This window comes from Hymenobacter sp. HDW8 (assembly GCF_011305775.1).
In the GTDB taxonomy this organism is placed as follows: Bacteria; Bacteroidota; Bacteroidia; order Cytophagales; family Hymenobacteraceae; genus Hymenobacter; species Hymenobacter radiodurans.
Genome location: NZ_CP049907.1, coordinates 2,759,110 through 2,785,534, shown reverse-complemented (window position 1 = coordinate 2,785,534; position 26,425 = coordinate 2,759,110). Strand labels below are relative to the sequence as shown.

Annotated in this window: 23 protein-coding genes and 1 pseudogene; 13 read left to right on the top strand and 11 right to left on the bottom strand. The window is 53.5% G+C overall.

Going from position 1 to position 26,425, the window contains the following annotated elements; translation table 11 throughout:
- Window positions 1-138 precede the first annotated feature (138 nt).
- From G7064_RS11790 to recJ, 8 genes are all read left to right on the top strand, one after another.
- Window positions 139-636, top strand: a complete 498-nt coding sequence (locus tag G7064_RS11790; RefSeq protein ID WP_240935459.1) for a type III pantothenate kinase — start codon at window positions 139-141, stop codon at window positions 634-636.
- A 240-nt stretch (window positions 637-876) separates the two neighbouring features.
- Window positions 877-2,220 carry an OmpP1/FadL family transporter gene (locus tag G7064_RS11785; RefSeq protein ID WP_166073728.1) on the top strand — a complete coding sequence of 448 codons (1,344 nt, stop codon included), beginning with the start codon at window positions 877-879 and terminating at the stop codon, window positions 2,218-2,220.
- 37 nt (window positions 2,221-2,257) lie between these two features.
- Window positions 2,258-2,797, top strand: coding sequence for an LPS export ABC transporter periplasmic protein LptC (gene lptC / locus G7064_RS11780; protein WP_166073727.1), 540 nt, complete (start codon window positions 2,258-2,260; stop codon window positions 2,795-2,797).
- Between the two features lie 37 nt (window positions 2,798-2,834).
- Window positions 2,835-3,185, top strand: coding sequence for a hypothetical protein (locus G7064_RS11775; protein ID WP_166073726.1), 351 nt, complete (start codon window positions 2,835-2,837; stop codon window positions 3,183-3,185).
- A 107-nt stretch (window positions 3,186-3,292) separates the two neighbouring features.
- Window positions 3,293-5,419 carry a peptidylprolyl isomerase gene (locus G7064_RS11770; protein WP_166073725.1) on the top strand — a complete coding sequence of 709 codons (2,127 nt, stop codon included), beginning with the start codon at window positions 3,293-3,295 and terminating at the stop codon, window positions 5,417-5,419.
- Between the two features lie 222 nt (window positions 5,420-5,641).
- The gene (locus tag G7064_RS22380) at window positions 5,642-6,193 is read left to right on the top strand and encodes a tetratricopeptide repeat protein (protein WP_240935458.1); all 552 of its coding nucleotides are present in this window, start codon (window positions 5,642-5,644) and stop codon (window positions 6,191-6,193) included.
- Window positions 6,193-7,473 (top strand): tetratricopeptide repeat protein, encoded by a 1,281-nt coding sequence (locus G7064_RS11765; protein WP_240935457.1) that lies wholly within the window; start codon window positions 6,193-6,195, stop codon window positions 7,471-7,473. The genes G7064_RS22380 and G7064_RS11765 overlap by 1 nt, the downstream gene beginning before the upstream one ends.
- A gap of 284 nt (window positions 7,474-7,757) precedes the next feature.
- Complete coding sequence (recJ, locus tag G7064_RS11760) at window positions 7,758-9,485, top strand: single-stranded-DNA-specific exonuclease RecJ (protein ID WP_166073724.1); 1,728 nt, start codon at window positions 7,758-7,760, stop codon at window positions 9,483-9,485.
- A gap of 28 nt (window positions 9,486-9,513) precedes the next feature.
- Here the strand turns inward: recJ and G7064_RS11755 are convergent, their stop codons facing one another.
- From G7064_RS11755 to G7064_RS11740, 4 genes are all read right to left on the bottom strand, one after another.
- Window positions 9,514-10,029, bottom strand: coding sequence for a hypothetical protein (locus G7064_RS11755; protein ID WP_166073723.1), 516 nt, complete (start codon window positions 10,027-10,029; stop codon window positions 9,514-9,516).
- A 184-nt stretch (window positions 10,030-10,213) separates the two neighbouring features.
- Window positions 10,214-10,579 (bottom strand): GtrA family protein, encoded by a 366-nt coding sequence (locus G7064_RS11750; protein WP_166073722.1) that lies wholly within the window; start codon window positions 10,577-10,579, stop codon window positions 10,214-10,216.
- The gene (locus tag G7064_RS11745; RefSeq protein WP_166073721.1) at window positions 10,530-11,843 is read right to left on the bottom strand and encodes a glycosyltransferase family 87 protein; all 1,314 of its coding nucleotides are present in this window, start codon (window positions 11,841-11,843) and stop codon (window positions 10,530-10,532) included. The genes G7064_RS11750 and G7064_RS11745 overlap by 50 nt, the downstream gene beginning before the upstream one ends.
- 109 nt (window positions 11,844-11,952) lie before the next feature.
- Window positions 11,953-12,336, bottom strand: coding sequence for a MauE/DoxX family redox-associated membrane protein (locus tag G7064_RS11740; protein ID WP_166073720.1), 384 nt, complete (start codon window positions 12,334-12,336; stop codon window positions 11,953-11,955).
- 153 nt (window positions 12,337-12,489) lie between these two features.
- Between G7064_RS11740 and G7064_RS11735 the strand changes: the two genes are divergently transcribed.
- From G7064_RS11735 to G7064_RS11720, 4 genes are all read left to right on the top strand, one after another.
- Complete coding sequence (locus G7064_RS11735; RefSeq protein WP_166073719.1) at window positions 12,490-14,259, top strand: peptidase M61; 1,770 nt, start codon at window positions 12,490-12,492, stop codon at window positions 14,257-14,259.
- 177 nt (window positions 14,260-14,436) lie between these two features.
- Window positions 14,437-15,168 carry an LPS export ABC transporter ATP-binding protein gene (gene lptB / locus G7064_RS11730; RefSeq protein WP_133271182.1) on the top strand — a complete coding sequence of 244 codons (732 nt, stop codon included), beginning with the start codon at window positions 14,437-14,439 and terminating at the stop codon, window positions 15,166-15,168.
- A gap of 106 nt (window positions 15,169-15,274) precedes the next feature.
- Window positions 15,275-16,792, top strand: a complete 1,518-nt coding sequence (locus tag G7064_RS11725) for a GH3 auxin-responsive promoter family protein (protein WP_205711112.1) — start codon at window positions 15,275-15,277, stop codon at window positions 16,790-16,792.
- Between the two features lie 121 nt (window positions 16,793-16,913).
- A complete protein-coding gene (locus G7064_RS11720) occupies window positions 16,914-17,393 on the top strand; it encodes a hypothetical protein (RefSeq protein ID WP_166073718.1) in 480 nt (159 codons plus the stop codon).
- A 402-nt stretch (window positions 17,394-17,795) separates the two neighbouring features.
- Here G7064_RS11720 and G7064_RS11715 read toward each other — a convergent pair.
- The 4 genes and pseudogenes from G7064_RS11715 to G7064_RS11700 all read right to left on the bottom strand — a co-directional run bounded on the left by G7064_RS11715 (window position 17,796) and on the right by G7064_RS11700 (window position 21,332).
- Window positions 17,796-18,565: pseudogene (locus G7064_RS11715) on the bottom strand (TIGR00266 family protein).
- Window positions 18,566-18,739: 174 nt separating this feature from the next.
- On the bottom strand, window positions 18,740-19,120 hold the full coding sequence (locus tag G7064_RS11710; protein ID WP_166073717.1) for a hypothetical protein: 381 nt from the start codon (window positions 19,118-19,120) through the stop codon (window positions 18,740-18,742).
- 137 nt (window positions 19,121-19,257) lie between these two features.
- A complete protein-coding gene (gene gltX, locus G7064_RS11705) occupies window positions 19,258-20,799 on the bottom strand; it encodes a glutamate--tRNA ligase (RefSeq protein WP_166073716.1) in 1,542 nt (513 codons plus the stop codon).
- 143 nt (window positions 20,800-20,942) lie between these two features.
- Complete coding sequence (locus G7064_RS11700) at window positions 20,943-21,332, bottom strand: RidA family protein (protein ID WP_166073715.1); 390 nt, start codon at window positions 21,330-21,332, stop codon at window positions 20,943-20,945.
- A 55-nt stretch (window positions 21,333-21,387) separates the two neighbouring features.
- On the opposite strand from G7064_RS11700, the gene G7064_RS11695 reads away from it, so the two are divergent.
- Window positions 21,388-22,104, top strand: a complete 717-nt coding sequence (locus G7064_RS11695) for a 3-hydroxyacyl-CoA dehydrogenase family protein (RefSeq protein ID WP_166073714.1) — start codon at window positions 21,388-21,390, stop codon at window positions 22,102-22,104.
- Window positions 22,105-22,164: 60 nt separating this feature from the next.
- Here the strand turns inward: G7064_RS11695 and glmS are convergent, their stop codons facing one another.
- The 3 genes from glmS to G7064_RS11680 form a co-directional block, all read right to left on the bottom strand.
- On the bottom strand, window positions 22,165-24,000 hold the full coding sequence (gene glmS, locus G7064_RS11690) for a glutamine--fructose-6-phosphate transaminase (isomerizing) (protein ID WP_133271189.1): 1,836 nt from the start codon (window positions 23,998-24,000) through the stop codon (window positions 22,165-22,167).
- Between the two features lie 97 nt (window positions 24,001-24,097).
- The gene (locus G7064_RS11685; protein ID WP_166073713.1) at window positions 24,098-25,579 is read right to left on the bottom strand and encodes a DUF4270 family protein; all 1,482 of its coding nucleotides are present in this window, start codon (window positions 25,577-25,579) and stop codon (window positions 24,098-24,100) included.
- On the bottom strand, window positions 25,563-26,384 hold the full coding sequence (locus G7064_RS11680) for a glycogen/starch synthase (RefSeq protein WP_133271191.1): 822 nt from the start codon (window positions 26,382-26,384) through the stop codon (window positions 25,563-25,565). The genes G7064_RS11685 and G7064_RS11680 overlap by 17 nt, the downstream gene beginning before the upstream one ends.
- Window positions 26,385-26,425 lie beyond the last annotated feature (41 nt).

Genomic DNA, 26,425 nt, shown 5'->3' with positions numbered 1-26,425 from the left:
TCCTTTGCTTTTGGCGCTCCCTAGCCGCTCTTAGTTTTTTTATCCAATTACTCCGACTGCCTTCAGCCAACTTTAGCCAGCTATTTCTCCACAAAAGAAGAGCGAGCTAAACTAACGCCATAGGTAAGCTCTGTTTTCATGCGCACTCTCACCCTCGACATTGGCAATACCACCGTGAAATACGGTTGCTTCGAGGATGATTTGCTGCGCGAAAACGCCATTGCTCAGACCAAAGAGCAAGTTAATGAGGTCGTAGAGCGGTGGAAGCCAGCCCACGTTATTCTAGCGTCGGTGGCGGAGCCAACAGATGCGTGCGCAGCTGAAGTGCGCGCCCGAGTGGCAGGGCAAGTAGTGGAGTTCAAACCGGCGTCTACGCCTTTACCTATTCGTAATGGATATGGCACTCCCCAGACCCTCGGCGCTGATCGCCTAGCGGCGGCAGTGGGGGCAGCATGGCTCCGGCCGGGTTGCGACTCGCTGATTATCGATGCTGGTACAGCTATTAAATGCGACTGGGTAGAAGGTGGTCATACGTTCCGGGGCGGTAGTATTGCGCCGGGGCTGCGGCTACGCTTTCAGGCGCTACACACGTTTACGGGCCGGCTGCCGTTACTAGAAATGCCCCCGACCTGCTAACTGAGATTCCACTCACTGGCACTGACACGGAGTCGGCCATTCGTAGTGGAGTGCTTAATGGGGCCGTGGCAGAAGTGAATGGAATACTTGATCAGTACCGTGCTCAGCGGCCAGCTTTAGGAGTACTCCTAGCGGGTGGCGACGCACCCTTTTTTCAATCGCGGCTCAAAGGCCCTATCTTTGTAATTCCCGAACTCGTGCTGCTCGGGCTTCACCGAATATTGGTGCATAACATTGACTATGTGGAAGAATAAATTAGCCGGCGTGGTCGGTTTTGGGTTGATGGGTCTGGCAACAGCGCCGCAAAGCCAAGGACAAGGGCTGGGCAACTCGCCGTACTCACGCTTGGGTCTGGGCGATTTCAACCTCAATACTGGCGGGGTGCGTCAGCAAGGAATGGGCGGTGTCGGTTTGGCAGCGCCCAATAGCATTCATATCAACGAGTTGAACCCGGCTTTGCTTTATTACACAGCTCGTACGACCTACGAAATGGCTGTGAATGGGCAAATCAAAACGCTTCGTAACCAAACTAACTCTCAGCGCGACGGAAGTGGTACGCTGGGCTACTTGGCCTTGGCCGTGCCGCTGTCCAAAAGCTGGGCTGGTGCTGTTGGTCTCAAGCCGTACAGCGCCGTCGATTATGAGAGCAATGTGGTCGAAACCGTAGCCTCTGGTCCAACTGGTACGCAAGTGCTCAAGCGTTACCAAGGCGAAGGTGGCCTCTCGGAAGCGTACATAGGGCAGGCATACCGATTAGCTAAAGGCCTGACGGTGGGCGGCACGGCCGCGTACGTGTTTGGTAGCATCGACCAGCGCGTAGCTACACAGGTGGCGCCCGCAGACATTACCGATGCATCGCAGCTAGCCAGTGTAGTATTGCTGGAACACGTACGCTACTCCGATTTCACCTTTCGGGGAGCGGCACATTATCGGGGTGCTATCAACAGCAAGCTCAACTATAGCTTGGGGGGCGTTTATACATTCCGGTCGAGCATAGATGGCGTGCGCAACACTTCTCTGGACCGCGAAGATGTAGCTGGCAATCAGCTGGAGCGTATTCAGCTAGAAGATAGCCAGAAAGGCGAGGCCCGCGTGCCCGCTATGGCCCAGTTCGGCATTAGTATCGACAACAACAAAAACTTCAGTGCCAACCTCGACGTTGCTCATCAGCAATGGTCGAAGTTTCGCTCGTTCGGTATAGCTGGCGGTGCCACCACCGGAATAGCTTTAGAGAATACAGTACGTGTAGGTCTGGGGGGCGAATACACGCCCGATCCGACCTCCGTGGACAGCTACTTCAAGCGCGTGACTTATCGCGCAGGCATAAGCGCTACCCAACTGCCTTACCGCCCTGAAGGGCAAACATTGTACGACCGGGCGGTAAGCTGGGGCTTTAGCCTGCCCGTACCATCGGCCACGCCGTTGGAAGCTGCTAGTATGAACTTGGCCTTCACCTATGGGCAGCGCGGCAACACGGACATTAACTTGGCGAACCCCAACGGCAACGTGCGCGAGGACTATGTGCGAGTGCAAGTGGGCTTAACGCTAAACAACCGCTGGTTTATTAAGCGGCGCATTGAGTAATCGAGGGGCGCGCATGCTAACGCATAGTCGTAGTTGGATGAGGCTCCTGGGGGGCATTTTAATGGTGGCCGGTTTAAGTACGGGTTGCCAGAAAAATGACGCCGAGGTCAAAAAGAAAGTGGTGTATAATGGGCCACTACTGGAAGCTACCAACGTGACCATGCTGGTCAGCGACTCGGCCAAACTCCAGATCAAGCTGACGGCTCCTGTGTCGCAGCAATTCGAAAGCGGCGACCAAGTATACCCGAAGGGCATGAAGGTGACCTTTTACTCAAAGGATGGCGGCATCGTGAATACGCTGCAGGGCAAGTACGGCCGGTACGACAAAGCCAAAGACCTGTACCTAGTACGCAATGATGTGCGGGTGAGCAATGAGGAGAAGAAGCAAAAAATGAACTCCGAAGAGCTGTATTACGACAAGCAAAAGGCCATCATCTACACTGAAAAGTTCGTGCGCGTCGAAACGCCTACCGAAATTCTGACAGGTACCGGCCTGACGGCCAATCAGAATTTCTCGCGCTACAAGATTCTTAAGCCCGCGGGCGTCTTCACCGTTGAGGCACCAGTAGAGGAATAAAAAAGCCCCCCAGCCATGCGGGTAAACTATTTCCTGCATGGCTGGGGCTTTTTTAAGCGACCACACCACTTATCCAACGCTCTGCGTTGGCTTCACTTTTTCTAACCGCATGGATTTTCAATTTGATAGAGCGCTGGGGCGCACCGTGCTGTTTTCCGTGGCGGTAGTAGCCTTAGTTATTGGCGTGTACGAGACTATCATGTCGAATAGTCTGGACGCCATTTCGCGTAATTATTGGCTGTTTATGGTGTCGTTTGCCTGCATGATGTGGTATCGCTACCTGGGCCAAACCAAAGCCAATACTCCCGGTCCGACTGCGCCCACGAAGCCTGCGCCTACCAAATCACAGTCGCGCAACGTTGCTCCGCGCAAAAAAGGCCGCCGCTAGACGATCGTCTGCTGGGGGCATTCTAGCAATGCGCTTTGAATGTCCGGCGGATTCTGGTTATTTTGCGCCTCTTTCCACTTTTCTATACTGCGCTTTTTTTCAAGTACATGGCATTAATTAACACGATTCGAGAAAAATCGGGCTGGGCCGTCGGCGCCATCGTTTTTGGCCTGCTGCTCTTCATTATCGGTGGCGACCTGATCTCGGGCCAGAACCGCCTCTTCAATCGTAACGATACGACGGTAGGGGAGATATCCGGTGAAAAAGTGGAGCTCAACGAATTCAATAATACCCTTGAGCAAGCCAAGCAGGCTTTTATCGCGCAACAGGGCCATCAGCCCGACGAAAACACCCTCGGCTACCTGCGCGACCAGGCCTGGAACCAGACCATTTATCGCATCGCTTTTAAAGAGCAATTCGAAGCGCTGGGCTTAGAAGTAAGCGAAGATGAACTCTACGACATGGTGCAGGGCCGCAATGTGCACCCCAGCATCCGCCAAGCTTTCTCTGACCCACAAACTGGCCAGTTCGACCGCAATAAGGTTGTAGAATACCTGCGCAACCTCGACAAATTGCCCCCCCAAGCCCAAGATCAGTGGCGGAATTTTGAAGCAGGCCTGACCCCCGACCGCTTAGCTACCAAGTACAATAACTTGATCAAGCTAAGCACCTACGTAACGTCGGCTGAGGCTAAGCGCTTCAACGAAGCTCAGAACACTCGCGCCAACATCCGTTACCTCATCGTGCCTTACTTCTCTATTTCGGATTCGTCCGTAAAAGTGACGGACGCGCAATTGCAGGCTTATCTGGATAAGAACAAAGGCCGCTATAAGGTGGAAGATGGTCGCGACATCGAATACGTAAGCATTCCGGTAACGGCTTCGAAAGAAGACAGCGCCTCCGTTCGCGCTTCTGTTGATCAGCTAACGGCTCAGTTCCGCTCAGCACCCAACGATTCGTTGTTCGCCAAACTCAATTCCGACCAGCCGTACAGCGGTGCCTACGTTTCGCCTGCCGATCTGCCCGAGAAACTCCGCGAGCAGTTGCCCTTGCAAGTAGGCCAAGTGTATGGTCCTTACGCCGAGAATGGTGTGTATTCAATCTTTAAAGTAACTGGCCAAAAAGCCGGTGCTCAGCCTGCCGCCCGCGCCAGCCACATTCTTATCAAGCCAGAAAATACAACCCCGGAAGCCAAAGCTGCTGCACTAGCTAAGGCAAAAGATGTGTTGGCTCAAATCAAAGGTGGCGCTGATTTCGCTGCTATGGCTCGTCAGTACGGTACCGATGGTACCACCGCTACCGGCGGCGACTTAGGCTGGTTCACGCAAGGCCGTATGGTGCCAGAGTTCGAGAAAGCCATTTTCGGGGCTACAGCCGCTGGCTTGTTGCCTAATCCGGTAGAAACCTCTTTCGGTTACCACATCATCAAGGTTACGGCTCCCAAAACCAATCAGACTTACCAGATAGCCGCCGTACAGAAGAACCTTGTACCAAGTGAAACTACCCGTGAGGCTGCTTACCAGAAAGCACAAGAGCTGAAAGGCGCTGCTACCAACTTAGAAGCTTTCCGCAAAGCAGTGGCTGCTGATAAATCGCTGCAAAAGCTGGAGGTTAAAGGGCTTGGCCGCGGTGACCAAGCCGTAAACAACCTACAAGGTGCCCGGGCAATCGTGCGTTGGGCTTTCGGTGCAAACCAAGGCGGCCCAGAAACCAAAATTGGTGATGTGTCGGAGGTTTTCGAAATCGGCGACCAATATGTGATTGCTGCCCTCACCGGCGAGCGCACGAAAGGCACCGCTGATGTAGCCAGCATCCGGCCTGAGCTGACTGCCGCAGTTCGCAACGAAATGAAGGCTCAGCAGATCATGGAGAAGTTGAAAGGCAAAACGGGTACGCTGGAGCAAATTGCTGCCGCTTACGGTTCGCAAGCCCAGGTAAAAACGGCTAACGACGTAGTTGCCAGTTCTGGCATTATTCAGGGCTTAGGTGCTGAGCCCGTAGCTGTGGGTAAAGTATTCGGGTTGAAGCCCGGCCAGAAGTCCACGCCTATCCAGGGTGAGCAAGGTGTCGTAATTGTGGAGCCAGTGAGCATCACGCCAGCCGCTGCTCCTGCCGATTTGAAGGCTATTCGTCAGCAGCTTGCTTCGCAGCGCACTGCCCGCGCCGATGGCGCCATCTACGAGGCAGTAAAATCGAATGCCAATATCAAAGACGAGCGCACGAAGTTCTTTTAAATCAACGTTACTAAGTCATTGAAAAAGGGCCGCATAAGCGGCCCTTTTTTTTGTTGCGTGTATTTACCTCGGTACCAAATGCGCCTCCTGTTATTCTGAAAAAAGGGAGAGATTATGCTAACTGGATTATGCCGATCTTTTACTCGCGCATCACTTTTTTCTCGATAGTGAAATGAAACTGGCGCCTAACCAGTTATTTGCACACGTCATCAATCCGCCGCTATGCTGTTCCCTGATCTTCGTCAGCTTCGTTTTGCTTTTTTGATTCTGCTAAGTGTGGGGCTGTCGGTGCCGCTACATGCTCAGCAGGAGGAGGGCGGCGATATTGCCTTGGCCCGCGAGTACGTGCGCAAGGGCGAAAATGAAAAAGCCGTTTTCCTCTTTGGTCGTTTGCGTGTCGATGAGCAGATGGCCCCCAATGTATTGCCCGATTATGTGAGCGCTCTGCAAGCGCTAAAGCGTCACAAGGACGCTGAGAAGCTCATGAAGAAGGCAGTTCGGCAGCAACCCAAAGAAGTAAGCTACAGCGTACTGCTGGGGGGCATTTATACCGCCAGTGGTGACGAAGCAGCGGCTAATAAACAATACGAAAAAGTAATAAGTCAGCTTACGAGCGAGCAAGTGGTGCCCGTAGCCACGGAGTTTATGAAGCGTAAGCTTTCGGAGTGGGCCGAGAAAACGTATCTGCGCGGCCGGCAGCTAGCCGGCAACGAGACTGAATTTGCCCCCAGCTCATTCAGCTGTACACCCAGAGCGGGCAAAATGCCCCCCTGATGGCCGAAACGCTGCGCCTTATCCGCGACGATGACCGGCAATTACCCTTCGTGCGCAACATGCTCCAGAATAGCTTGCGCGAGGAAAAGGACTTCGACGCTTTGGAAAAGATCTTGCTCACGAATGTGCAGCAGAACCCCGACCAAGTAGTGTATAGCGAGCTGCTGCTGTGGCTGCAGGTGCAGCGCCGCGACTTCACCGGGGCCCTCGTGCAGGCCAAAGCCCTCGACCGCCGGGCTCGCGCCGAAGGTGGTCGCGTGCTGGATTTAGCCGCTATTGCCCAGCGCAACAAAGACTACGAAAGTGCTATTGCTGGCTATGAGTACGTGATTCGGGAGCACCGCCAAGGGCCGTTTTATCCCGTGGCTCGGCAGCGCCTGGTACAGACGCGCGAAGAGCAGGTGCGCAATACCTTTCCGATTGATGTCGCCAAAATCCGTAGCCTCATCACCGAGTACGAGCAGGTGCTAACTGAGCTGGGCCGCACGCCCGAAACTGCCCCAGTACTGCGCAATATGGCTACGCTCTACGCTTTTCAGCTCGACGATAAGCCGAAGGCCATGGCCCTTTTGCAGCAGGTAATTGATATGCCCCGCGCTAGCCTGACGGTGGTAGACGACGCCAAGCTTAACCTCGCCGATATCTATCTGCTGCGCAATGAGCCCTGGGAAGCCACGCTGCTGTATTCGCAGGTGGAAAAGTCCCACAAGGACTCACCGGTGGGGTATGACGCCAAACTGCGCAACGCTCGCCTAAATTATTATGCTGGTAACTTCAAGCTAGCCCAGAGCCACCTCGATATTCTGAAACAGGCCACCAGCCGCGAAATCGCCAACGATGCTATGCAGCTCAGTCTGCTCATCACCGATAATACCGCCCAGGACACGTCTGGCGTGGCCCTGCGTGAGTATGCAGTCGTGGAGCAGCTGGTGTTTCAGAATAAGCTCACGGAAGCGTTGAAGGGCCTCGATAACCTCTTGCAGAAATACCCCGGCCACGCCCTCACCGACGATGCCTGGTATCTGAAAGGCCAGCTTCAGCGTCGTATCGGTGATTACCAAGGTGCCATTACAACGCTCAGTCGCATCACCGGCAATCCCAAGTACGACGTGCTCAGCGATGATGCCCTCTTCCTGACAGCCACGATTATGGAAGAAGACGTGAAGGATCAGGCCAAAGCCCAAGAGCTATACAATCAGGTTCTGGTGAAGTACCCGGGGAGTATTTATGTAGCCGAAGCCCGCAAGCGCTTCCGCAAGCTGCGCGGCGATAACTCGTAGAAAGCGGGGCAAAAGCGTAGTTATTGCTTACCCCAACCAGTTGTGATTTGCGCTCGTCTAGGAAAAGAAAATAAACAGTAGCGCAATGAACAGCATGAAAACCAGGTACATCAGCCCATCAGTGAGGATATATTGCCGGTATTGCTGGTAAAACGCGCGAAGCTTTTTCATAAAGTACTAGGGCAAAAGGCTGGGGGGCAAAAATACGCATTAGTGGGCGAGGCGGCATTTTTCTGCTTACTTTTGAAGTCGTCGTCCGCTGTAGGCGACCCCCGCCGACTAGTATGGAAAAGAGATGGATTCGTAAGCCTGTGCCCGACCCGGCCACCGTGCGGCAGTTGGCTGATGCGTTGCGTGTAAACGAGGCCATCATTAGCTTACTCTGTCAGCGAGAGGTGAGTTCCTTTGAGGAAGCGCGCGCTTACTTCCGGCCCGTACTTCAGGAGTTGCCTAACCCATTGCGCATGCGCGACATGGACCGCGCCGTAGAGCGCCTCGTGCGGGCCCTGCATGAAGGCGAGCGAGTGCTGGTATTCGGCGATTACGACGTTGACGGTACTACTTCCGTAGCGGTAGTTTACTCGTATCTGCTCCCGCTGTTCGGCCCCAAGCGCATCGATTATTACATTCCTGACCGCTACCAGGAGGGCTACGGCGTATCGGAAGCCGGCATTGACTATGCTGCGCAGCACGGCTACGCGCTGATTATTGCGCTAGACTGCGGCGTGAAATCGGTGGATAAAGTAACCTACGCCACCACCCGTGGCGTCGATTTTATCATCTGCGACCATCACTTACCCGGTCAAGAATTGCCCCCCGCCGTGGCCGTGCTCGACCCCAAGCGCACCGATTGCGAGTACCCATATAAAGAGTTATCAGGCTGTGGCGTAGGCTTTAAGCTGATGCAGGCGCTAGGTGAGCATCTGGGGCTGGATGAAGAGCCACTCCACGAACTACTCGATCTATTGGCAGTGAGCATCGCGGCTGATATCGTACCTATCACCGGCGAAAACCGCATTCTGGCTTATCATGGGCTGCGCTTGCTCAATGACACCCAGCGTCCTCAGCGCCCCGGCCTCGACGCCCTGCGCGAGTTGGCTGGCTTGGGCGTAAATGAGCTGAATATCACAAGTCTGGTTTTTGGCTTTTCCCCGCGTATTAATGCCGCTGGCCGCATGGGCGATGCCAAGCGCTCGGTGGCCATGCTGCTGGCGCAATCCAAGGAGGAAGCCAAGGAGAAGGCTGGAGTAGTTGATAAAACCAACCAGGAGCGCCGTGGTTTCGACACCAGCACGACCAAAGAGGCGCTGCAAATGATTGAGGACGACGCGGTGCTGCGCACGGCCAGTTCCACGGTGCTCTTCAAGCAGGATTGGCACAAGGGTGTAGTGGGCATCGTGGCCTCTCGCTGCCTCGATAAGTACTACCGTCCTACCATCATCCTGACGGCCAGCAACGACGGCAAAGCCACCGGCTCAGCTCGCTCCGTGGTGGGCTTTGATGTGCATGAGGCGATTGGTGAATGCGCTGATCTGCTCGACCAGTTTGGGGGGCATATGTACGCCGCTGGCCTTACCATGCCTATCGAAAATGTGCCGGCTTTTCGCGAGAAATTTGAGCGCATTGTGGCTGGTCGCATTCTGCCTGAGCAGCTCATTCCGCCCGTAGAAATTGATGGGGTGTTGCGGCTAAGCGACGTGACGCCGGGCTTCTTTAATCTGCTGCGGCAAATGGAGCCTTTCGGGCCGGGCAACTCCAACCCGGTATTTGAGTCGCGAAATGTATACATCGTGCCTCATTCCGCGCGGATTGTGGGCAACTCTCACCTCAAACTCGTGCTCACCCAAGATGGTCACTACACAATAGATGCCATCGGTTTTGGACTAGGTGAGTATCTCGACCGTATCATGCAGGGCCATCCCTTTAGCGTATGCTACACCGTTGAAATGAACGAGTTCCGAGGTGTGAAAAGCCTACAGCTGCGCTTGAAGGATATCCGCTGGGAAGAGTAAGAACTACTTATAAGCTCAGTACATTCACTTATTGTTCAACCTGTTGGCGGGGAGCCAAATACAATTTGCGGCCCCAACGCACATAGCCTTCGCACGTGTAAGTCCCGGTACTCACCGCTTTCGCTTTCTGGCCCTCCAAAGGTGTCGTCGCATTCAGATTTAACCAAGTAACTGACCCGTTGTGCCGCCGTTCGCGCAGTACTACCAGTCCGTTGTTGGCGTAGCCTGTATACCGCTCATTAGTAGCACCACTCAAATATGTTTTGGTTACATGCTTCCAAGCTAGTTGGCCTGCTTTAAATACTGTACCTGAAGATTTTGCAGGTGAACCTGAAGAGTTTGTAGGCAAAATGCCTGACGTAAAATAATAGCCTCGTACTACGTGCCGGGCGGTGGCGGTGCGAGGCGCAGACACCGTAAAACGCCCAGCGTTTTTAGCTATCTGTTGGCGGATAGCATCGGCTTGCTGAAGTAATGAATCGCGGGCTGCAGCAGCGATTAGCGGATCATTAATTACTTGTGCCTGAGCAGATAAGGAGATCATTACTGCACTTGCGCAAAGCGCAAGACGGAAGGAGCAGAGCATACTAATAAATTAGAAAAACAGATAATTATTGCTTCGTAACTCGGCAGTAAAGTAGCGAAGGAAAGCCTATATATAAACTTATTGATAAGGCTATTTACAAGTTAATATTGCGGTCAAACGCCTTTTATACCTTTGTCTATGATTAGGCAAAGGTATAAAAGGCGTTAATCACGAAGTTCCAGATCACTACCACGCCAGTGGAAATTAGCTTTGCAACGTAAAACGGCACTTTCCAGCGCTGATACAGCCAGCGGAGGAGCAGAGTATTGAGACCTAATCCAATAATAGCCGCCAGCGCAAAATATCCGAACTGACCCAGAATGGCCGGGTCGTGGCTGCGAAAAGTCCAGATGCGGTTTAGGAAAAAATTGATGCAGGTAGCCACGCTAAAGCCAATGGCATTGGCTACATAGGGGTTCAGTCGTAGCTTCTCCTTGACCAGATAGGTCAAGCTGAAATCAACGGCTACCCCGAAACCTCCCACCACTCCATACTTGACCAGCTTCATCAATAATTGAGCGTATTCGGGGGCATAAGCTAGACGGAAAGAGAGGCAGCTGAAACCGCCGTAGCAGTTGCTTCGGCAGCAGAAGTAGAAGACTGGGGGCAAAATTGCGGGTTAGTAGCTCATAGGTCAGGCGCGCCCAAACGAAGATACAGGGCACGGCCTTGAGCACGTAAGGTACCACGTACGCCTTACGCAGGAAGCGTGGAAACAGATCGGTAGGGGAGAGCACCGTGAACAGAACCACGCTAAACAGCAGCAACAGATCGGGCCAGCGCCGGCTGGGTTGTAAGCTCCACCACAGCCCCACGCCCGCCACCGCAATAACGAACGTGGGCGACTCCGCCTTATGATTAAATACGACCACCCACAGCAATACTGCCGCTAGCAGCCCCGTCCGGAATGCTGCGTGCTGGTATTGTTTGAAGCGCAGCAGCGGTAAGCAAAACAGCAAGGCTCCTACGAGTACCACAGCCGTCTTGGGGGGCAAAAATCCGAACCAAGTTTCCAGCCACCCCATCACCGATAGCCCAAACGAAGCCGAGTGGTCGGCGGTCAGCATAACGCCCCAGCTTTGGTATTGGGCCAGCAGCTCAGCGGGCGGCACCACCACCAGCGGCAACAGCGCCAGCACAATTCCTAACCCAACGGACCATAACACAAAGCGCACCCGCTGGCGCGGATACAGCCAAAACAGGACGAACGCCACTAATCCAAACAGCTTCACGAACACACTCAGCAAAAGCCACAGCGCCGCTCTGCTGGGCCGGGCGCGCTCCAGCGCCACCGCTCCGCCTATGATAAGCCCGGCCACCAAGCCGTTACTCTGGGCGTTTTGCATGGAAGTCAGCAACTCAATAGCCGATAGCCAAAGAACTACACGCCGGGCTCTAACATCAATGGTCGGTAGTTGTTGCACGGCCCAGTAGAGGGCCGCGGCGTTTAGCGCATTCCAGCCCAGCAAGCCGATAAAATTGGGCAATACAGCAAATGGACCCATGAGCAGGGCAAACGTGGGGCTGTATTTATACAAATCGTACTGCTCCACTAGGTGCAGGATGTACATATCCTGGCCTTGCAACAGGTGATAAAACGCGTTGCGAAAGATGATGTAGTTGTTGTAGTTGGTGTAAGGCAGATTGCTGCTTTTCAGAAACTGCACCACCGTAGCGGCCACCGTCAGCAGAATATAGACGGCCGGTAAGCTCGCGGGGTGATGCACCAAACGTTGCCAGCGCGTAGAAGAAGTCGATAGAGTTGTTGCCATAAAGCGAGATAGAGCACGTGGGGCAAAAGTACAATACCCAGCATCAGCTTAGTGAACCGGGCTAATCATCAAAAAAAAGCCCCCCAACGGCTCGAAAGCGGTGCCAAGGTCAGAAGACAAGGCGCTCCGCCTTTCGCGTGTGGCTCCACGCCCAGGCAATGAGCACTAGTTGCAACGGCAGCCGGCCCCACACGAGCCACGCTGGCAAATGAAATAAGGAGTCATTGGCCTGAGCCATGTACACGTTAGCAGGCAACACGGCAATAAATAGTGCCACCGTGCCCCAAGCCGCCCAACGCATTGTTCGTCGGAAAAGCAGCCCGATTCCCAGCCCAACTTCGCAGAGGCCACTCAGATACACGAGCATAAGCGGGGCCGGCAAATATGGCGGCATAATGCGCACATACGGCGTAGGGGCTACAAAATGCAGCACGCCGGCCACCACGAGCAACAAACCAAGCGTATAGCGACTAAGGGTAGTAAAACGGGCCATTCTGGGGGGCAAAAGTAACGGCGTATTCAGCGCCGGTATGCAGTATAGGGAATCCGGCTTGGCAATTCTGCGTTGAGGAGAATTCGCGAAGAGCAATGGTTACCTTGTGCGCTCGTTTTAACCGCTCCTTTCATTCCCCGATATCCTTATTGCATGAAAATTCTTGGTCTTGCCCTCGGGCTTGGATTAGGGGCCGCCGTGGCGGCTCAGGCGCAGCAACCTGCCTCCGCAGGCTATCAGATTGCCGTCGATTTGCAGAATGTGACCAATGACCAGGTGCGGGTAGTCGTGAATACGCCGCCCGTAAAAGAGTCGCAGGTGTCCTACGTAATGCCCTCGGTGGTGCCCGGCTCTTACTCCAAGAAAGACTACGGCCGCTTCGTCACCAACTTCAAGGCTTTCGATAAAAAAGGCAAAGCCCTGAAAGTCACGCAGCCGAATCCTAATCTGTTTGTCATCAACAAAGCGAAAGGGTTGGCGCGCCTCGAATACTTGGTTGATGATACCTGGGATGCCAAGCAGGGCGACGATTATATCTTCCAGCCCGGCGGCACCAATTTCGAAGCCGGCAACAACTATGTGCTCAACCACTACGGGCTTTATGGCTACTTGGAGGGCTACAAAATGGCTCCTTACCAGGTAACCGTGGCGAAGCCCGCCGACCTATATGGTGCCACTTCTCTGGAAAAAAAGGCCCCCACGCCCACCCAGGATGTATACACCGCGCCTAACTATGTGGACCTAGCCGACGGCCCAATCCTTTATAGCCGCCCCGATACGACGAGCTTTGCTACTGGCGGCGCGCGCATTGGCGTATCAGTTGTGTCGGAAACGGGACAGATAAAGGCTGCTGACGTGCGCGAAATCATGCGTCCGATGGCGGAAGCATTGACGCAGTTTTTTGGACAAATGCCCGTGCCGAAGTACCATTTTCTGATGTATTTCCCGGCCCTTGGCTCGCCGCTAATCAGCAAAGACGGCGGCTTTGGAGCCATGGAGCACTCGTACTCCTCAGTGTACTTTCTGCCTGAGTTTCCCGACTCGGCGCGCCTGCGTAGCATGGTGCAGGAAGTAGCCTCGCACGAGTTTCTGCACATGTTGGCGCCGCTGAACATTCACAGCCGCGAAATCGGTGAGTTCGACTTCCGCGACCCCAAAATGTCGCAGCATTTGTGGTTGTATGAGGGCGTAACCGAATATTTCGCTCAACTCGTGCAAGTACGTGGCGGCTTGGTAACGCCCGATGCGTTTCGGGAAAAGATGAAGGAGAAAATCGACAACGCCTCGAAGTTCAAGGACGTGTCGTTTACGGAAATGAGTCGCAATATTCTAGTGCCGCCCTACAAGGATATGTACCAGAACGTGTACGATAAGGGCGCGCTGATTGGTCTGCTGCTCGATATTCGTATTCAGGAGCTAAGCCAGGGCCGCCAGAGCCTGCGCGACGTGCTCCTGACACTGCGCCAGAAGTACGGCCCCACGCGCTCCTTCGAGGACAGCCAGCTTATTCCGGAAATTGTGGCGCTCACCAATCCACAAATTCAGCAGTTCTTCGATCAGTATGTTATCGGTAACCAGCCTTTGCCCTACGCCGAGTATTTCGCCAAAATCGGCTGGCGTTACGCGCCTACAGAGCAAAGCAAAGTGCTTGCCTTTGGCCGGTTAGGCTTCGGCTACGACACCGAAAAACAGCAGTTTAAGGTAGCTTCTACCGCGCCCGATCAGAACGCGTTTGGTTTGAAGGACGACGATGTGATTCTGGCCGTGAACGGCACCAAGCTGGATATGTCGAACGCGGAAAAGCTTCTGCGCCCACTGGTGGAGCCCACTTCGACGGCACCAGTGAAGGTGCGTTTCCAATCCAAAGACCAAAAAGCCCCCAGGAGCGCCAAGCCTCGCCCCAGGAGTTTGAGGTCGAGCTAACTAACGTAGTAGAGGCCAGCCCTGCCCCAACGCCTGCTCAGCAAGCCTTACGCACCCAATTGCTCGCCCCGAAAGCGTAACTGATAGAACAAACAGATAGCGGTCAGGCGGCTTATGGCAGCCTGACCGCTTGTTTTCGATACGCTGAAACCCCGCCAACCGTCCTACCTTTACCCCATGATTCTACGCGCCGACCACCTTATCAAAACCTACAAAGCCCGCACCGTAGTCAACGACATGAGCGTGACCGTAGAACAGGGCGAGATTGTGGGTTTGCTGGGGCCGAATGGGGCTGGTAAAACCACCTGCTTTTACATGATTGTGGGTATGGTGAAGCCTAACTCGGGTTCCATTCACCTTGACAATGAAGATATTACCAAGCTGCCCATGTTTCGGCGGGCCCAGCGCGGCGTTGGCTACTTAGCCCAAGAGGCGTCCGTGTTCCGCGATTTGACGGTGGAAGAGAATATTCTGGCGGTGCTAGAAATGACCGACTTGCCTAAGAAAGCGCAGCGTGATAAAGTGGAGGAACTGCTCAATGAGTTTAGCCTTACGCACGTGCGCAAAAACCTGGGTCGGGTGCTTTCCGGTGGGGAGCGGCGCCGTACCGAAATTGCCCGTGCCCTGGCCGTCGATCCGAAGTTTGTGCTGCTCGATGAGCCTTTTGCCGGCGTTGACCCCATTGCCGTAGAGGAGATTCAGGGGATTGTAGCCAAGCTCAAGCATAAGAATATCGGCATCCTCATCACTGACCACAACGTGAACGAAACGCTCAGCATCGTGGATCGGGCCTATCTGCTGTTTGAGGGTAAGTTGCTCAAAGCGGGCACTGCTGAAGAGCTAGCCGCCGACGAAACCGTGCGCCGTGTATACCTAGGCAAGCATTTCGAGTACAAGCGCAAGATCTAGCGAAGGCTAAAATCAGGCTTTCACCTCTCACATCGGGCTGAGCTTGATAGGAGAGGTTTTTTGTTTGTAACTATTCGCCAAATTACCGCTCAATCCCACTATTTCCATGATTGATTCCGTCCTGACGTGGGCCCTGCAGCGGCGACTAACTGCTATTAACCACTTCCGAAATCACCCGCACGAGGTGCAGCGCAAGCTGTTGCAGGAACTGCTGCACACGGCGCGAGCTACGGAATGGGGGCAGCGCTACGGCTTCGCTGATGCCTTCGACGGCCGTGAGCTAGCCCAGCGTGTGCCCGTAAGTAGCTACGAAGATTTGTACCCCGCTATTGAGCGCGTCTTGCGCGGCGAGCCCGACGTGCTATGGCCCGGCCGCGTGACGTGGTTTGCCAAATCTAGTGGCACTACCAACGCGCGGAGCAAATACATTCCCGTCACGCGTGAATCGCTGGATGCGGGGCATTATCGCGCCGGCCGCGACATGGTGGCGCTGGCCACGACGCTGTATCCAGCGGAAAAGATTCTGGGGGGCAAAACGCTGTCTTTGGGCGGCACGCATGGCCCCAATCCTTTTCGCCCCGACGACTCCGATTCCCGCGTCGGCGACGTATCGGCCGTCATTATGCAGAACTTGCCTCGTTGGGCCGAGTTTCTGCGCACGCCCCCGCTGGAACTGGCGTTGCTGGATGAGTGGGAAGAGAAAATTGAGCGCATAGCTCGCCACGTGCAGCACGTAGATGTAACCACTCTGGCTGGTGTGCCCACCTGGATGATGCTTCTGCTGCGGCGCGTAACTGCCCTCGCTGGCGCTGATAACATCACGGAAGTGTGGCCTAACCTGCGCCTCTTTCTGCACGGCGCGGTGGCTTTTGGGCCCTATCGAGCGCTGTTCAAAGAACTGATTCCGAGCGAGCGGATGCGTTACCTAGAAATCTATAATGCCTCGGAAGGCTACATTGCCGTGCAGGACGAGCCCAACTCAGAGGACTTGCTGCTCTTGCTCAACCACGGGATTTATTACGAATTCATTCCCGCTGACCAGTTCGAAGCAGAAAACCCACGTACGCTTCAGCTTGAGGAGGTAGAACTTGGCCACAGCTACGCATTAGTAATTAGCACCAACGCTGGCCTGTGGCGCTACAAAATTGGTGACACGGTGCGTTTCACCAGCCTTGCGCCGTATCGAATACGCATTACCGGGCGCACCAAGCATTTTCTGAACGCTTTTGGGGAGGAAGTCGTGATTGAAAACGCCGATGCCGCTATTGCCGCTGCCTGCCGAGCCACCAATACCACCGTACGCGACTATACGGCTGCTCCCATCTACTTTGATGCCTCAGCCACTTCCCGCGGCGGTCACCAATGGCTTATTGAGTTCACAAATTTGCCCCCCAGTCCCGATCAGTTCGTTGCTGTGCTCGACCAGACGCTACGCCAGCTTAACTCCGACTACGACGCCAAGCGGCACCGCGATATGGCCCTAGCCCCGCCCCAGCTTACGGTGGCTCCAGCGGGCACGTTTGAGCGTTGGCTGGGTAGTAAAGGCAAGCTTGGGGGCCAGCATAAAGTGCCCCGCCTCAGCAACTCACGTGAGCTGCTCGACGAAATTATGCGCGTTTTATAAATGGAACATCAGGTAACTAAGCCCAAAGTAGATAATTAAAGAAATCCGGATCTTCAGGTGAAACTCCTGGTGGCGTCCAGTGCGTTGTTGTTACTCCGCTTTAACCTCAACCATTTCTCGCATGCGTCAGAAACTCTGGATTGTAGCCGTGGGGCTATGGCTCTCGTCTTGTGCTAGTTCCGCTTCTACCGCTACCTCCCGCAACCGACTCCCCATCGGTTTTTGGTCGCTTAATGAGTACGACCGCACTGGTGAGCGGCACGGCCGCTGGAACGCTTATTACGATGAGCAATATCAAAAAATAGGCACCAAGGGGCGATTTAAGCATGGTCAGCCAGTAGGGCGCTGGCGGTATTATAGCCTTGCTGGGCAGCTTGAGCGGCAGGAAGTTTACTTGCGTCGGCCGGCTGGCCGGCAGCTTATCACGTACTATCACCCCAATGGTCGGGTAGCAAAACGTGGGCAGGCCCAATTCGAGACTGACGCCACCGATGCCCATTTCTACTGGCTGGGCGACTGGACTTCGTACTCGCCGACTGGACAGCCAGAAAAAATAGAAACGTACAATACGGGTAAGCTGCAATCGGTGAGAAAGCTCTAAGCTAAGTATTGCTGAAACGAGACTTGTGCTCTAGCACTTTATAGGTTTAGAGAATACGCGAAAATAAAGATGAGATATAACTATTTTAGACGGCATTATTGTTGATATATTACGCGGGTATTGACTTTGTGCAAATCTCAAACGATTAGACTTCACACTGTGCCCGCCCCTACTACCCGCTCCCGCCCCTATGTATCCCGCCGCAATGCTACTGCTAATAATGGCGAGCTTTCTTCGCTGAGTGCCATCGTAACCATGGGGTTACTTGGCGTCTTGGTTTGCACATTAGTAATCAGCATCGGATTCATAGCCACGCAGCTTTAGCGACGGTTAGTAAAGCCGCGCAATAGCATAGAGCCAAGAATTGCCTCAATAGTGGAGGGGCAAGTTTAACCCGTGGGCTTACTCCTCCAGGAAGCTGCTTAGTATACCACCACTTTCCTTTCTGGCATTGCCGCCATTAGGCATAAGCGCCTGAATCAGTTTTTTCACGGGCATCGATTGAATCCAGACTCTACCCGTGCCGCGCAGGGTGGCTAGCATCAATCCTTCACCCCCGAAAATCATCGATTTTAGCCCCCAGCGCGCACAATGTCGAAGTCGATGCTGGGCTCGAAGGCAACTACGCAGCCCGTGTCGACGCGCAGCAATTCATTGTTGAGCTGCCTCTCAATGATGGTACCGCCGGCGTGAATAAAGGCTTTGCCATCGCCAGTTAGTTTCTGAAGGATAAAGCCTTCGCCGCCGAAAATGCCCGCGCCCAGGCGACGGTTGAAATGAATAGCAACCTTAGTGCCTCGCGCCGCTGCCAGAAAGCCATCCTTCTGCACAATTAATCCTTGCGGTAGAGTGCGCAAATCAAGCGGGAGAATGGTGCCGGGATAGGGTGCCGAAAACGCCACTCGGCTTTTGCCATGGCCACCGCGATGCGTAAAGTGCGTCATAAACAACGACTCACCCGTCAGCAAGCGTGACCCGGCCGAAAACAGCTTGCCCATCAATCCCTGATCGGGCTCCGACCCATCGCCCATCTTCGTTTCGAAAGCAATGGCCTCGTCCATGTATACCATCGCACCGGCCTCGGCAATGACGGTTTCATTGGGGTCGAGTTCTACTTCGAGGACCTGAATATCGTTGCCCAGAATGCGGTAGTCTACGTCGTGAGATTGCATAGCGAAAGATAGAAGAACAAAATTTTCTCAAGTATAGTGAAATGCTATGATTGCTTGAGAGATTGAGATGCTAATTTGGGCTTTCGGCAAAGGCAGCGCTCAGCGTAAGTAGCTGTTACTCAAAAAAGCCCCCAACGACCTTTGGGGGGCTTTTTTGAGTAAAGTGATGTGCTGCTATTCTGGCGATTCGGTGGTGGGAATCATCTCGTCCTCATCAGGGTCATCGGCTGCACTACGGGGGGCTTTTTTGGGCTTCTTCGCCTCGCGACTCGTGCGACGCATGAACTCCTCCTCCGACTCTTCCGGCTCCGGCGTGCCCTCTTCCAGCGGGAAATCTTCGTCTTCCTCGATTTTCTCACCAAACTGCCCATCGCGGTTCACCAACTTCTTGTCGCGCACGTGGCGATTCAGAAATTGGTTGACCTCTTCGATTGTATAGGTGGAGGTGATCTCGCCCAGCGGGTTGATTTTTATCTCAAAACCTTCTAGGTCTTTATGCACCCTGGCCTTCTTTTCCGGGTCGTTTTTCTTCTTTTTGACGGGTTTCTTAGCCATATCGTCGTCCGTTTTCGGTGTGTTAGGTCACAGCACCCTGCTCCAAAACGCAAAGGCCGCCCCGTAGCAATACGGCGCGGCCCCTGTAGTGGATGCGGAAAGTAGTGCTAGCAAAGAACACTGCCCTTCCGCCTAGGTTATTGAGGCAACTTCTGCACGGCCGTTTCGATGCGTTGCGCAGTTTCAGCAGGCCCGATAATGCTCATTGTGGCCATCAGATCGGGACCGGCGCTAACGCCTGTCACCACTACGCGCAGTGCTTGCAGAACCTGCCCAATTTTGATGCCCTGACGCTCGAGTACCTGCGTAAGCAAAGCTCTGATGCCGTCGGGCGAAGTGTCGGAAGAGGTAGGCAACTCACGAGCAAATTCGGCTAGTGCGGCGGCCGTGGGCGCGTTCCACTTCTTCGCAATTACCTGCTCATCGTAGGTAGTTGGGGCTTCGAAGAAGTACTGCGCTTCACGCCAGAAATCCTGCGGAAACGTCACACGCTCCTTCATTACGCCGGCAATCAGTACAGCTTTTTCCTCCGAGCACTCAATGTTGTGCTCGCGCAAAGCCGCCAGCAGGTACTGCGCCAGCTCCGTATCGGGCTTGGCACGCAGATACTGCTCGTTGTACCAGCGCACTTTGTTCTGGTCGAAGCGGGCGGGTGACTTGCTCACACGCTCAATCGAGAAAGACTCGATCAGCTCGTCCATAGTGAACAGCTCCTGCTGCGAACCTGGGTTCCAGCCCAAAAAGGCCAGAAAATTGATGAACGCCTCCGGCAGATAGCCGCTTTCACGGTAGCCACTGCTCACAGTCGGCTGACCAGTTTCGCCGTCGATGCCATGCCATTCGAGAGGAAAAACGGGGAAACCGAGCTTATCGCCATCGCGCTTGCTAAGCTTGCCCGTGCCATCGGGCTTGAGCAGCAGGGGCAAGTGGGCAAACTGCGGCATAGTGCTTTCCCAGCCCAGATAGCGGTATAACAGCACGTGCAGCGGCGCCGAAGGCAGCCACTCTTCACCCCGAATCACGTGGGTAATCTCCATTAAATGGTCGTCCACGATGTTGGCCAAGTGATAGGTTGGCATCCCATCCGACTTCATGAGCACCTTATCATCAATTGCAGAGGAATGCACAACTACCCATCCTCGAATCAGATCCTGGAAGCGTACCTCCTCTTTGCGGGGCACCTTCAGGCGAATAACGTAGGGTGTATCGTTAGCCAATAGCTCCTTTACCTCATCTTCAGGTAAGGTAAGAGAGTTGCGCATTTGGTTGCGCGTAATGGCATTATACTGCGGATTCGGCACCTTGGCGGCCGTGAGGCGCGCGCGCATGGCATCCAGATCTTCGGGAGTATCGAAGGCGTAGTAAGCGTGGCCACTGTCGATGAGCTGTTGCGCGTACTGCCGATACATCGGCTTTCGCTCGCTCTGCCGATAGGGCGCGTGCGGACCGCCTTGCTCCGGACCTTCATCAATCTCGATGCCCGCCCAGTGTAGGGCCTCCATGATATACTTTTCGGCACCGGGCACGAAGCGGTTCTGGTCCGTATCCTCGATGCGCAGTAGCATTTTGCCCCCCAGCTTGCGGGCCAGTAGATAATTATACAGCGCGGTGCGCACGCCGCCAATGTGCAGCGGCCCCGTAGGGCTGGGCGCAAATCGCACCCGAACTTCTCTTTCCATACAAACAAATAGTCGCGCTCAGACTCAGAAAACGCGGCGCGAAGGTACGACAAAACCGCCCGTCGGTGGTTGACTCAGGCGGTTTTGTCGTTGGGTGATAGTAGCGTTAGTCTTGTGTGCGATAATCTGTTCGCCTAAACACATCAGGCCCGGACGGCTACACAGGAAATTTCAACCTGCACATCTTTTGGTAAGCGACTAACTTCCACCGTTTCGCGGGCCGGGGCATAGTCGGCCTCGAAATAGCTGCCGTAGATGTCGTTAATCAGTCCAAAATTCCCGAGGTCTTTGACGAAGATGCTGCACTTCACCACATCGCGCAGGGTAAGGCCCGCCGCTTGCAGCACAGCTTGCAGATTGCGCATTACTTGGTGCGTTTCGGTCGTTACGTCGCCGTTACCTATGAGCTGGCCGGTGTGCGCATCCAAGGCAATCTGGCCCGAAACGTAAACCGTATTGCCGGCCTGAATACCCTGGCTATAAGGACCGATGGGAGCCGGTGCGTCGGGGGAATAAATGATGGTGGGGGGCATTTTGGTGGGGTTGTGAGGATGGAAGGTATCTTTAGGCCGAAACTTACGAGAAAATATGCACCTGCTGATTATTGATGGCAATCATGTAGAAGCCGAGTTTAGGCAAAAGTTTGGGCCGACGCACGAGTATACGTTCATTGATACCGAAAATGGTCCTGAAAGAGATTGGGAAGAAATCCAGCACATTATAGATGCTGCTGCGGTCAGCGCTGACGTTGCATTTACCTTTTGTATTCCTTCTGATCGTTACGGAGTTACACGTTGGCTAGAGGAATTTACCTTTCCTATATTCGCCGAAGTACTTTGGAATTCGCTGGCGGATAGTCAATGGGAAGACGAGAATGGTAAGCCTCACAAATTATACTTTGGCTTTTGTGGCTTGCCAACTCTGCTGAATCGGCCGCTGCTGGAAGTCAGTCTATACAATGAAGCAGATGCTAACAAACTCGCCGAAATCTGCGCTGCGTTGGGAACTGGCTATCGTGTGGTGCAGGACCGCGTGGGCCTAGTCACGCCACGAGTTATCTGCATGATTATCAACGAAGCCTGTTATACGTTGCAGGAAGGGACAGCCAGTATCCAGGATATTGACAAAAGCATGAAACTGGGCACCAGCTATCCGCGTGGGCCATTTGAGTGGGCCAATCTGATTGGGGTTAGCCGTGTGTATGCTGTGTTAGAGGCTATGTGGCAGGACACCCATGACGAACGCTACAAAGTGTGCCCGCTGCTGAAAACCATGTATTTGCGCGGCGAGTCTTTTACATTATAGTCTAATTCACAAAAAAGCCCCCAGAAACATTCTGGGGGGCTTTTTTGTGAATTAGATGTGTTACTCCACCGTCACCGACTTAGCCAAGTTACGAGGCTGATCGACGTTGCAGCCGCGCAATACGGCAATGTGATATGACAGCAACTGCAAAGGGACTACCGACACGAGCGGCATCAGTACCTCACTTGTCGCGGGTACCTCAATCACGAATTCGGCCATAGCTGGAATCACTTGGTCGCCCTCAGTTACCACTGCAATGATGCGGCCTTTACGGGCTTTCACTTCCTGAATGTTGGAGACAACCTTCTCGTAGGAGCTGTCTTTGGTGGCAATAACCACCACCGGCATGTTTTCATCAATCAGAGCGATAGGGCCGTGTTTCATCTCAGCGGCTGGGTAACCCTCCGCATGGATGTAGCTGATTTCCTTTAGCTTGAGTGCACCTTCTAAGGCTACAGGGAAGTTGTAGCCGCGGCCTAAATACAGGAAGTTTGGAACGTCTTTGAAAATTTCGGCAATCTGCCGAATCTCCGTATCGAGCAGCAAAGCTTGTTCTACTTTCGAGGGAATATTGCTCAATTCCACCATCAATTCGCGCAGCTTCACGTCGGATAAGGTGCCGCGCTTGTGGCCCACAATCATCGCCAGCAGCGTAAGCACCGTTACTTGGGCCGTAAATGCCTTTGTGGAAGCTACGCCGATTTCGGGGCCGGCGTGGGTGTACGCGCCTGCATCAGTAGCACGGGCAATGCTGCTGCCCACTACGTTGCAAATTCCAAAAATGGTAGCACCCTTGCTTTTCGCCAGTTCAATGGCAGCCAGTGTATCAGCAGTTTCGCCCGACTGAGAAATGGCAATAACAATGTCGCGCTCCGAAATAACCGGATTGCGGTAGCGGAATTCCGAAGCATATTCTACTTCTACTGGGATGCGCGCTAGGTCTTCGAGCAAGTATTCTGCTACCAACCCAGCATGCCAAGACGTGCCGCAGGCTACGATGATAATACGTTGAGCATTCACGAATTTCTGCTCATAGGCCCGCACGCCACCCATGTTCAAATGGCCAGCTTCCAGTTCCAGACGGCCACGCATGGAGTCAAGAATAGAGCGAGGCTGCTCAAAAATTTCTTTGAGCATAAAATGCTCGTAGCCACCTTTTTCGATGCTTTCGAGTTCTAACTCTAGCTTCTGAATGTACGGCGTCTGGCTAACATCTTCCTTCGAGCGAATTTCCAGCTTCCCATCCCGAATAACGACTAGCTCATAATCATTTACATACACTACCTCATTAGTGTACTCAATAATGGGCGTCGCATCGGAGGCAAGAAAGAACTCGTCTTTGCCAACCCCAATAACCAACGGCGAGCCTTTGCGGGCCGCAATTAGCTGGTTTGGGTTGTCCTTGCTCAACACAACAATTGCGTAAGCGCCTACCACTTCGTGCAGAGCCAAGCGCACGGCTTCTTCCAAAGAACAGCCGTTCTGCTTCTTGATCTCCTCAATCAGATTAACAAAGACTTCGGTATCTGTATCTGAATGAAATACGTGGCCTTGCTGCTGCAAGTGAGTTTTTAGCGCTGCGTAGTTCTCAATAATGCCATTGTGAATAATGGCAATGCGCTCGGAGGTTGAATAGTGCGGGTGAGCATTAGCATCGTTGGGCTCACCATGCGTTGCCCAACGCGTATGACCCATCCCGATCTGTGCGTGCGTGTCTTTCTCCTCAATGAAATCAACAAGCTCCTGAACCTTACCTTTCTTTTTGTATACGTTCAGGGTGCCATTGAGCAGGGCCACACCGGCCGAGTCGTAGCCGCGGTATTCTAAGCGGCGCAAACCTTTAATGATAATGGGGCAGGCTTCACGATAGCCGATGTAAGCAACGATTCCGCACATAGCGCGTCAGGAAATATAGTTTTGAAAGAAAAAAAGACGGCCCGCCTCCGGCACAAAGGTCGTGCCGACGTGCTGAGGCCGCCTGGGGGACAAATTGCTAGCGCAATTTAGAATAATAGACGCGGAGCGTGATGTTGTCAGCGTCGAGTACAGCTCGGTTAAGGGTGAGGGTGGGTAGTGTCCGAAGTGTGGGAGAAAGAATCAATGTAGCCGGGCGGGTGGCATCCGTCTGAGTGTATATGTAGTTCTGTACGTAATTCGTAATCAGAACGCTATAATATTTATTGTTGCTCCCTAAGTCATAAAAACGCGCTTGAGCTTCTACGCGTTGTCCTTGGGCTCCGATACTATCGCCTAATACTACCCGATCCGTCCGAAAATTATTCGTTAAGCTCTGCAATACCTGATTGTTAGCATTGGCTTCGTATAGATAAAGCCGCCGTGGCAACGGGAATAAAGCATTCGCAAATGGCTTTACGGGCACAATTAGTTCAGCGCGGTTGATGGCGATGTCCTTCCGATCTTTTAGCGCTTTTAGGCCAGCCGGAATATCCAGACGAGTGCCGAAACCTACGCCTTCCTGTACGTAAGTAATACTACCTGCTTCAGCAGAGGTTACCGCGGCTGAACCGTTTGTGAGACGAGCAAACGGTCCAGCGGCTGATAAGTCGCTGGTAATCTGAGTGAAGTAGCGCGGCGCATTGAGGTTGATGCTCGTCGCGGCCTCACTAGCACCACGGGGTGGGCTACCAAAATAAACGGAATACGAGCGCCACTTCCTCGGGGTAGTAGCATCGTGGTAGTAAAATACTACCCGCAGGTCGTTGGCCCGATTGAAACCTACAACTGTACCTGTGAAATTATTAGTTGGCGCAACAGCTATGCCCTTCCAAAGAGCATCTAATTGAGTCTGAGTAAAGGTTTCGCTTTGCAAACTCGAAAAAACACCTCCCAGTAGTCCCGGAGTCTGACCAGGGCGCGACAGCGCGAGCCTTACCCGGCGGTCCTGAACCGTTACAACAGCAGTAGCCGTATCGGTAGTAACGGTAGATGCAATGCGTTGCCGCTCCCGACGAGTTCGATTGAGCGAGCCAGCGACGTTAGCACTAATAACCTGACCTACTGGGACAGATGTATTGGCGTTGTAAGAACTCCGGTCGTCTAGTCTCTGCTGCAAGGCAGACACATCGAAGCGCACGGCTTGCGTCGCACTGCCATAAACCTGGTCAAAGCTCATGACCATTAACGTCGAGTCAAGTACAGTGCCGCTGAACTTGGCAGGCAGTGAGTCAGCCGGCATATTCACCTGCAAATTCAGGAATGAACGGGCCGTGGTAGTGCCTAGCGCTGCATCACTAATTCGGCCAACCAAAAAGTTGTCGGCTTTCAGCGTCTCCAGCGAGTCTTGCAGAATGGTGGCTACGGGCGCTTTAAACTCGCTGTAGTCGGTGGTGATAGGGGCCGTGCCCGGCAACTCCACCCGAATGTCATTCGGGTCGTCGCAGCTAGTAGTAAGCAGGAAAGCGGCAGAAAAGCAGAGGGTCGCGGTGAGGCGGAAGGCGCTAGCTGGCCAATTCATTATAAAGCGCGTAGTAAGAAGTCAACAAGTTCTCGTCGGCGCCCACCTGACCGATGCACTTCTTCTGGGTATTCTGGGCATACTCAGTGAACATAGCGTTCATGTTGTCGCTGAAGTCCTCATCAGATTTTACTACCGAGTCAGCATAATCCATCCCAACTTTGATGAAGCCTTCGTAGTCCGCTGACTTCAGCGCAGCCAGCATTTTGTCATCAATGTCCAGCATCTTCGCTTTCTCAATGATGTCACCGCTGAATTTGTGGTCGAACTCGTTATTATAGATGGTAAACACCGACTTGGCATCTTTGAAAATCGGGTCTTTCTTGTACGTCGTTTTCAGGTACATCGGGATCAAGCCAGTCATCCAGTCGTTGCAATGAACGATGTCGGGAGCCCAACCTAATTTTTTCACGGTTTCGAGCACACCTTTGCAAAAGAAGATGGCGCGCTCGTCATTGTCGGCGTGGAACTTGTCGTTTTTATCCACCAACACTGATTTGCGGTGGAAATAATCCTCGTTATCGATGAAATAAACCTGAAGCTTAGCATTAGGAATAGATGCTACCTTGATAATCAACGGCTTCTCTTCTTCGCCCACGGCAATGTTGATGCCCGATAAGCGAACTACCTCGTGCAACCGGTTCTTACGCTCGTTGATAATGCCGAAACGAGGAACGAAAATGCGGATCTCCATCCCCATTTCCTGCATGCCTTGCGGCAACATCCGCAGAAACTCCGCTACCTTGGTCGTCTGCAAAAACGGATTGATTTCCGTAGCAGCATAGAGTATTCTCAACTTGGACATATCGGGTTAGTAGAGGTGATTAAGTAAGAGGCAATAGTTTT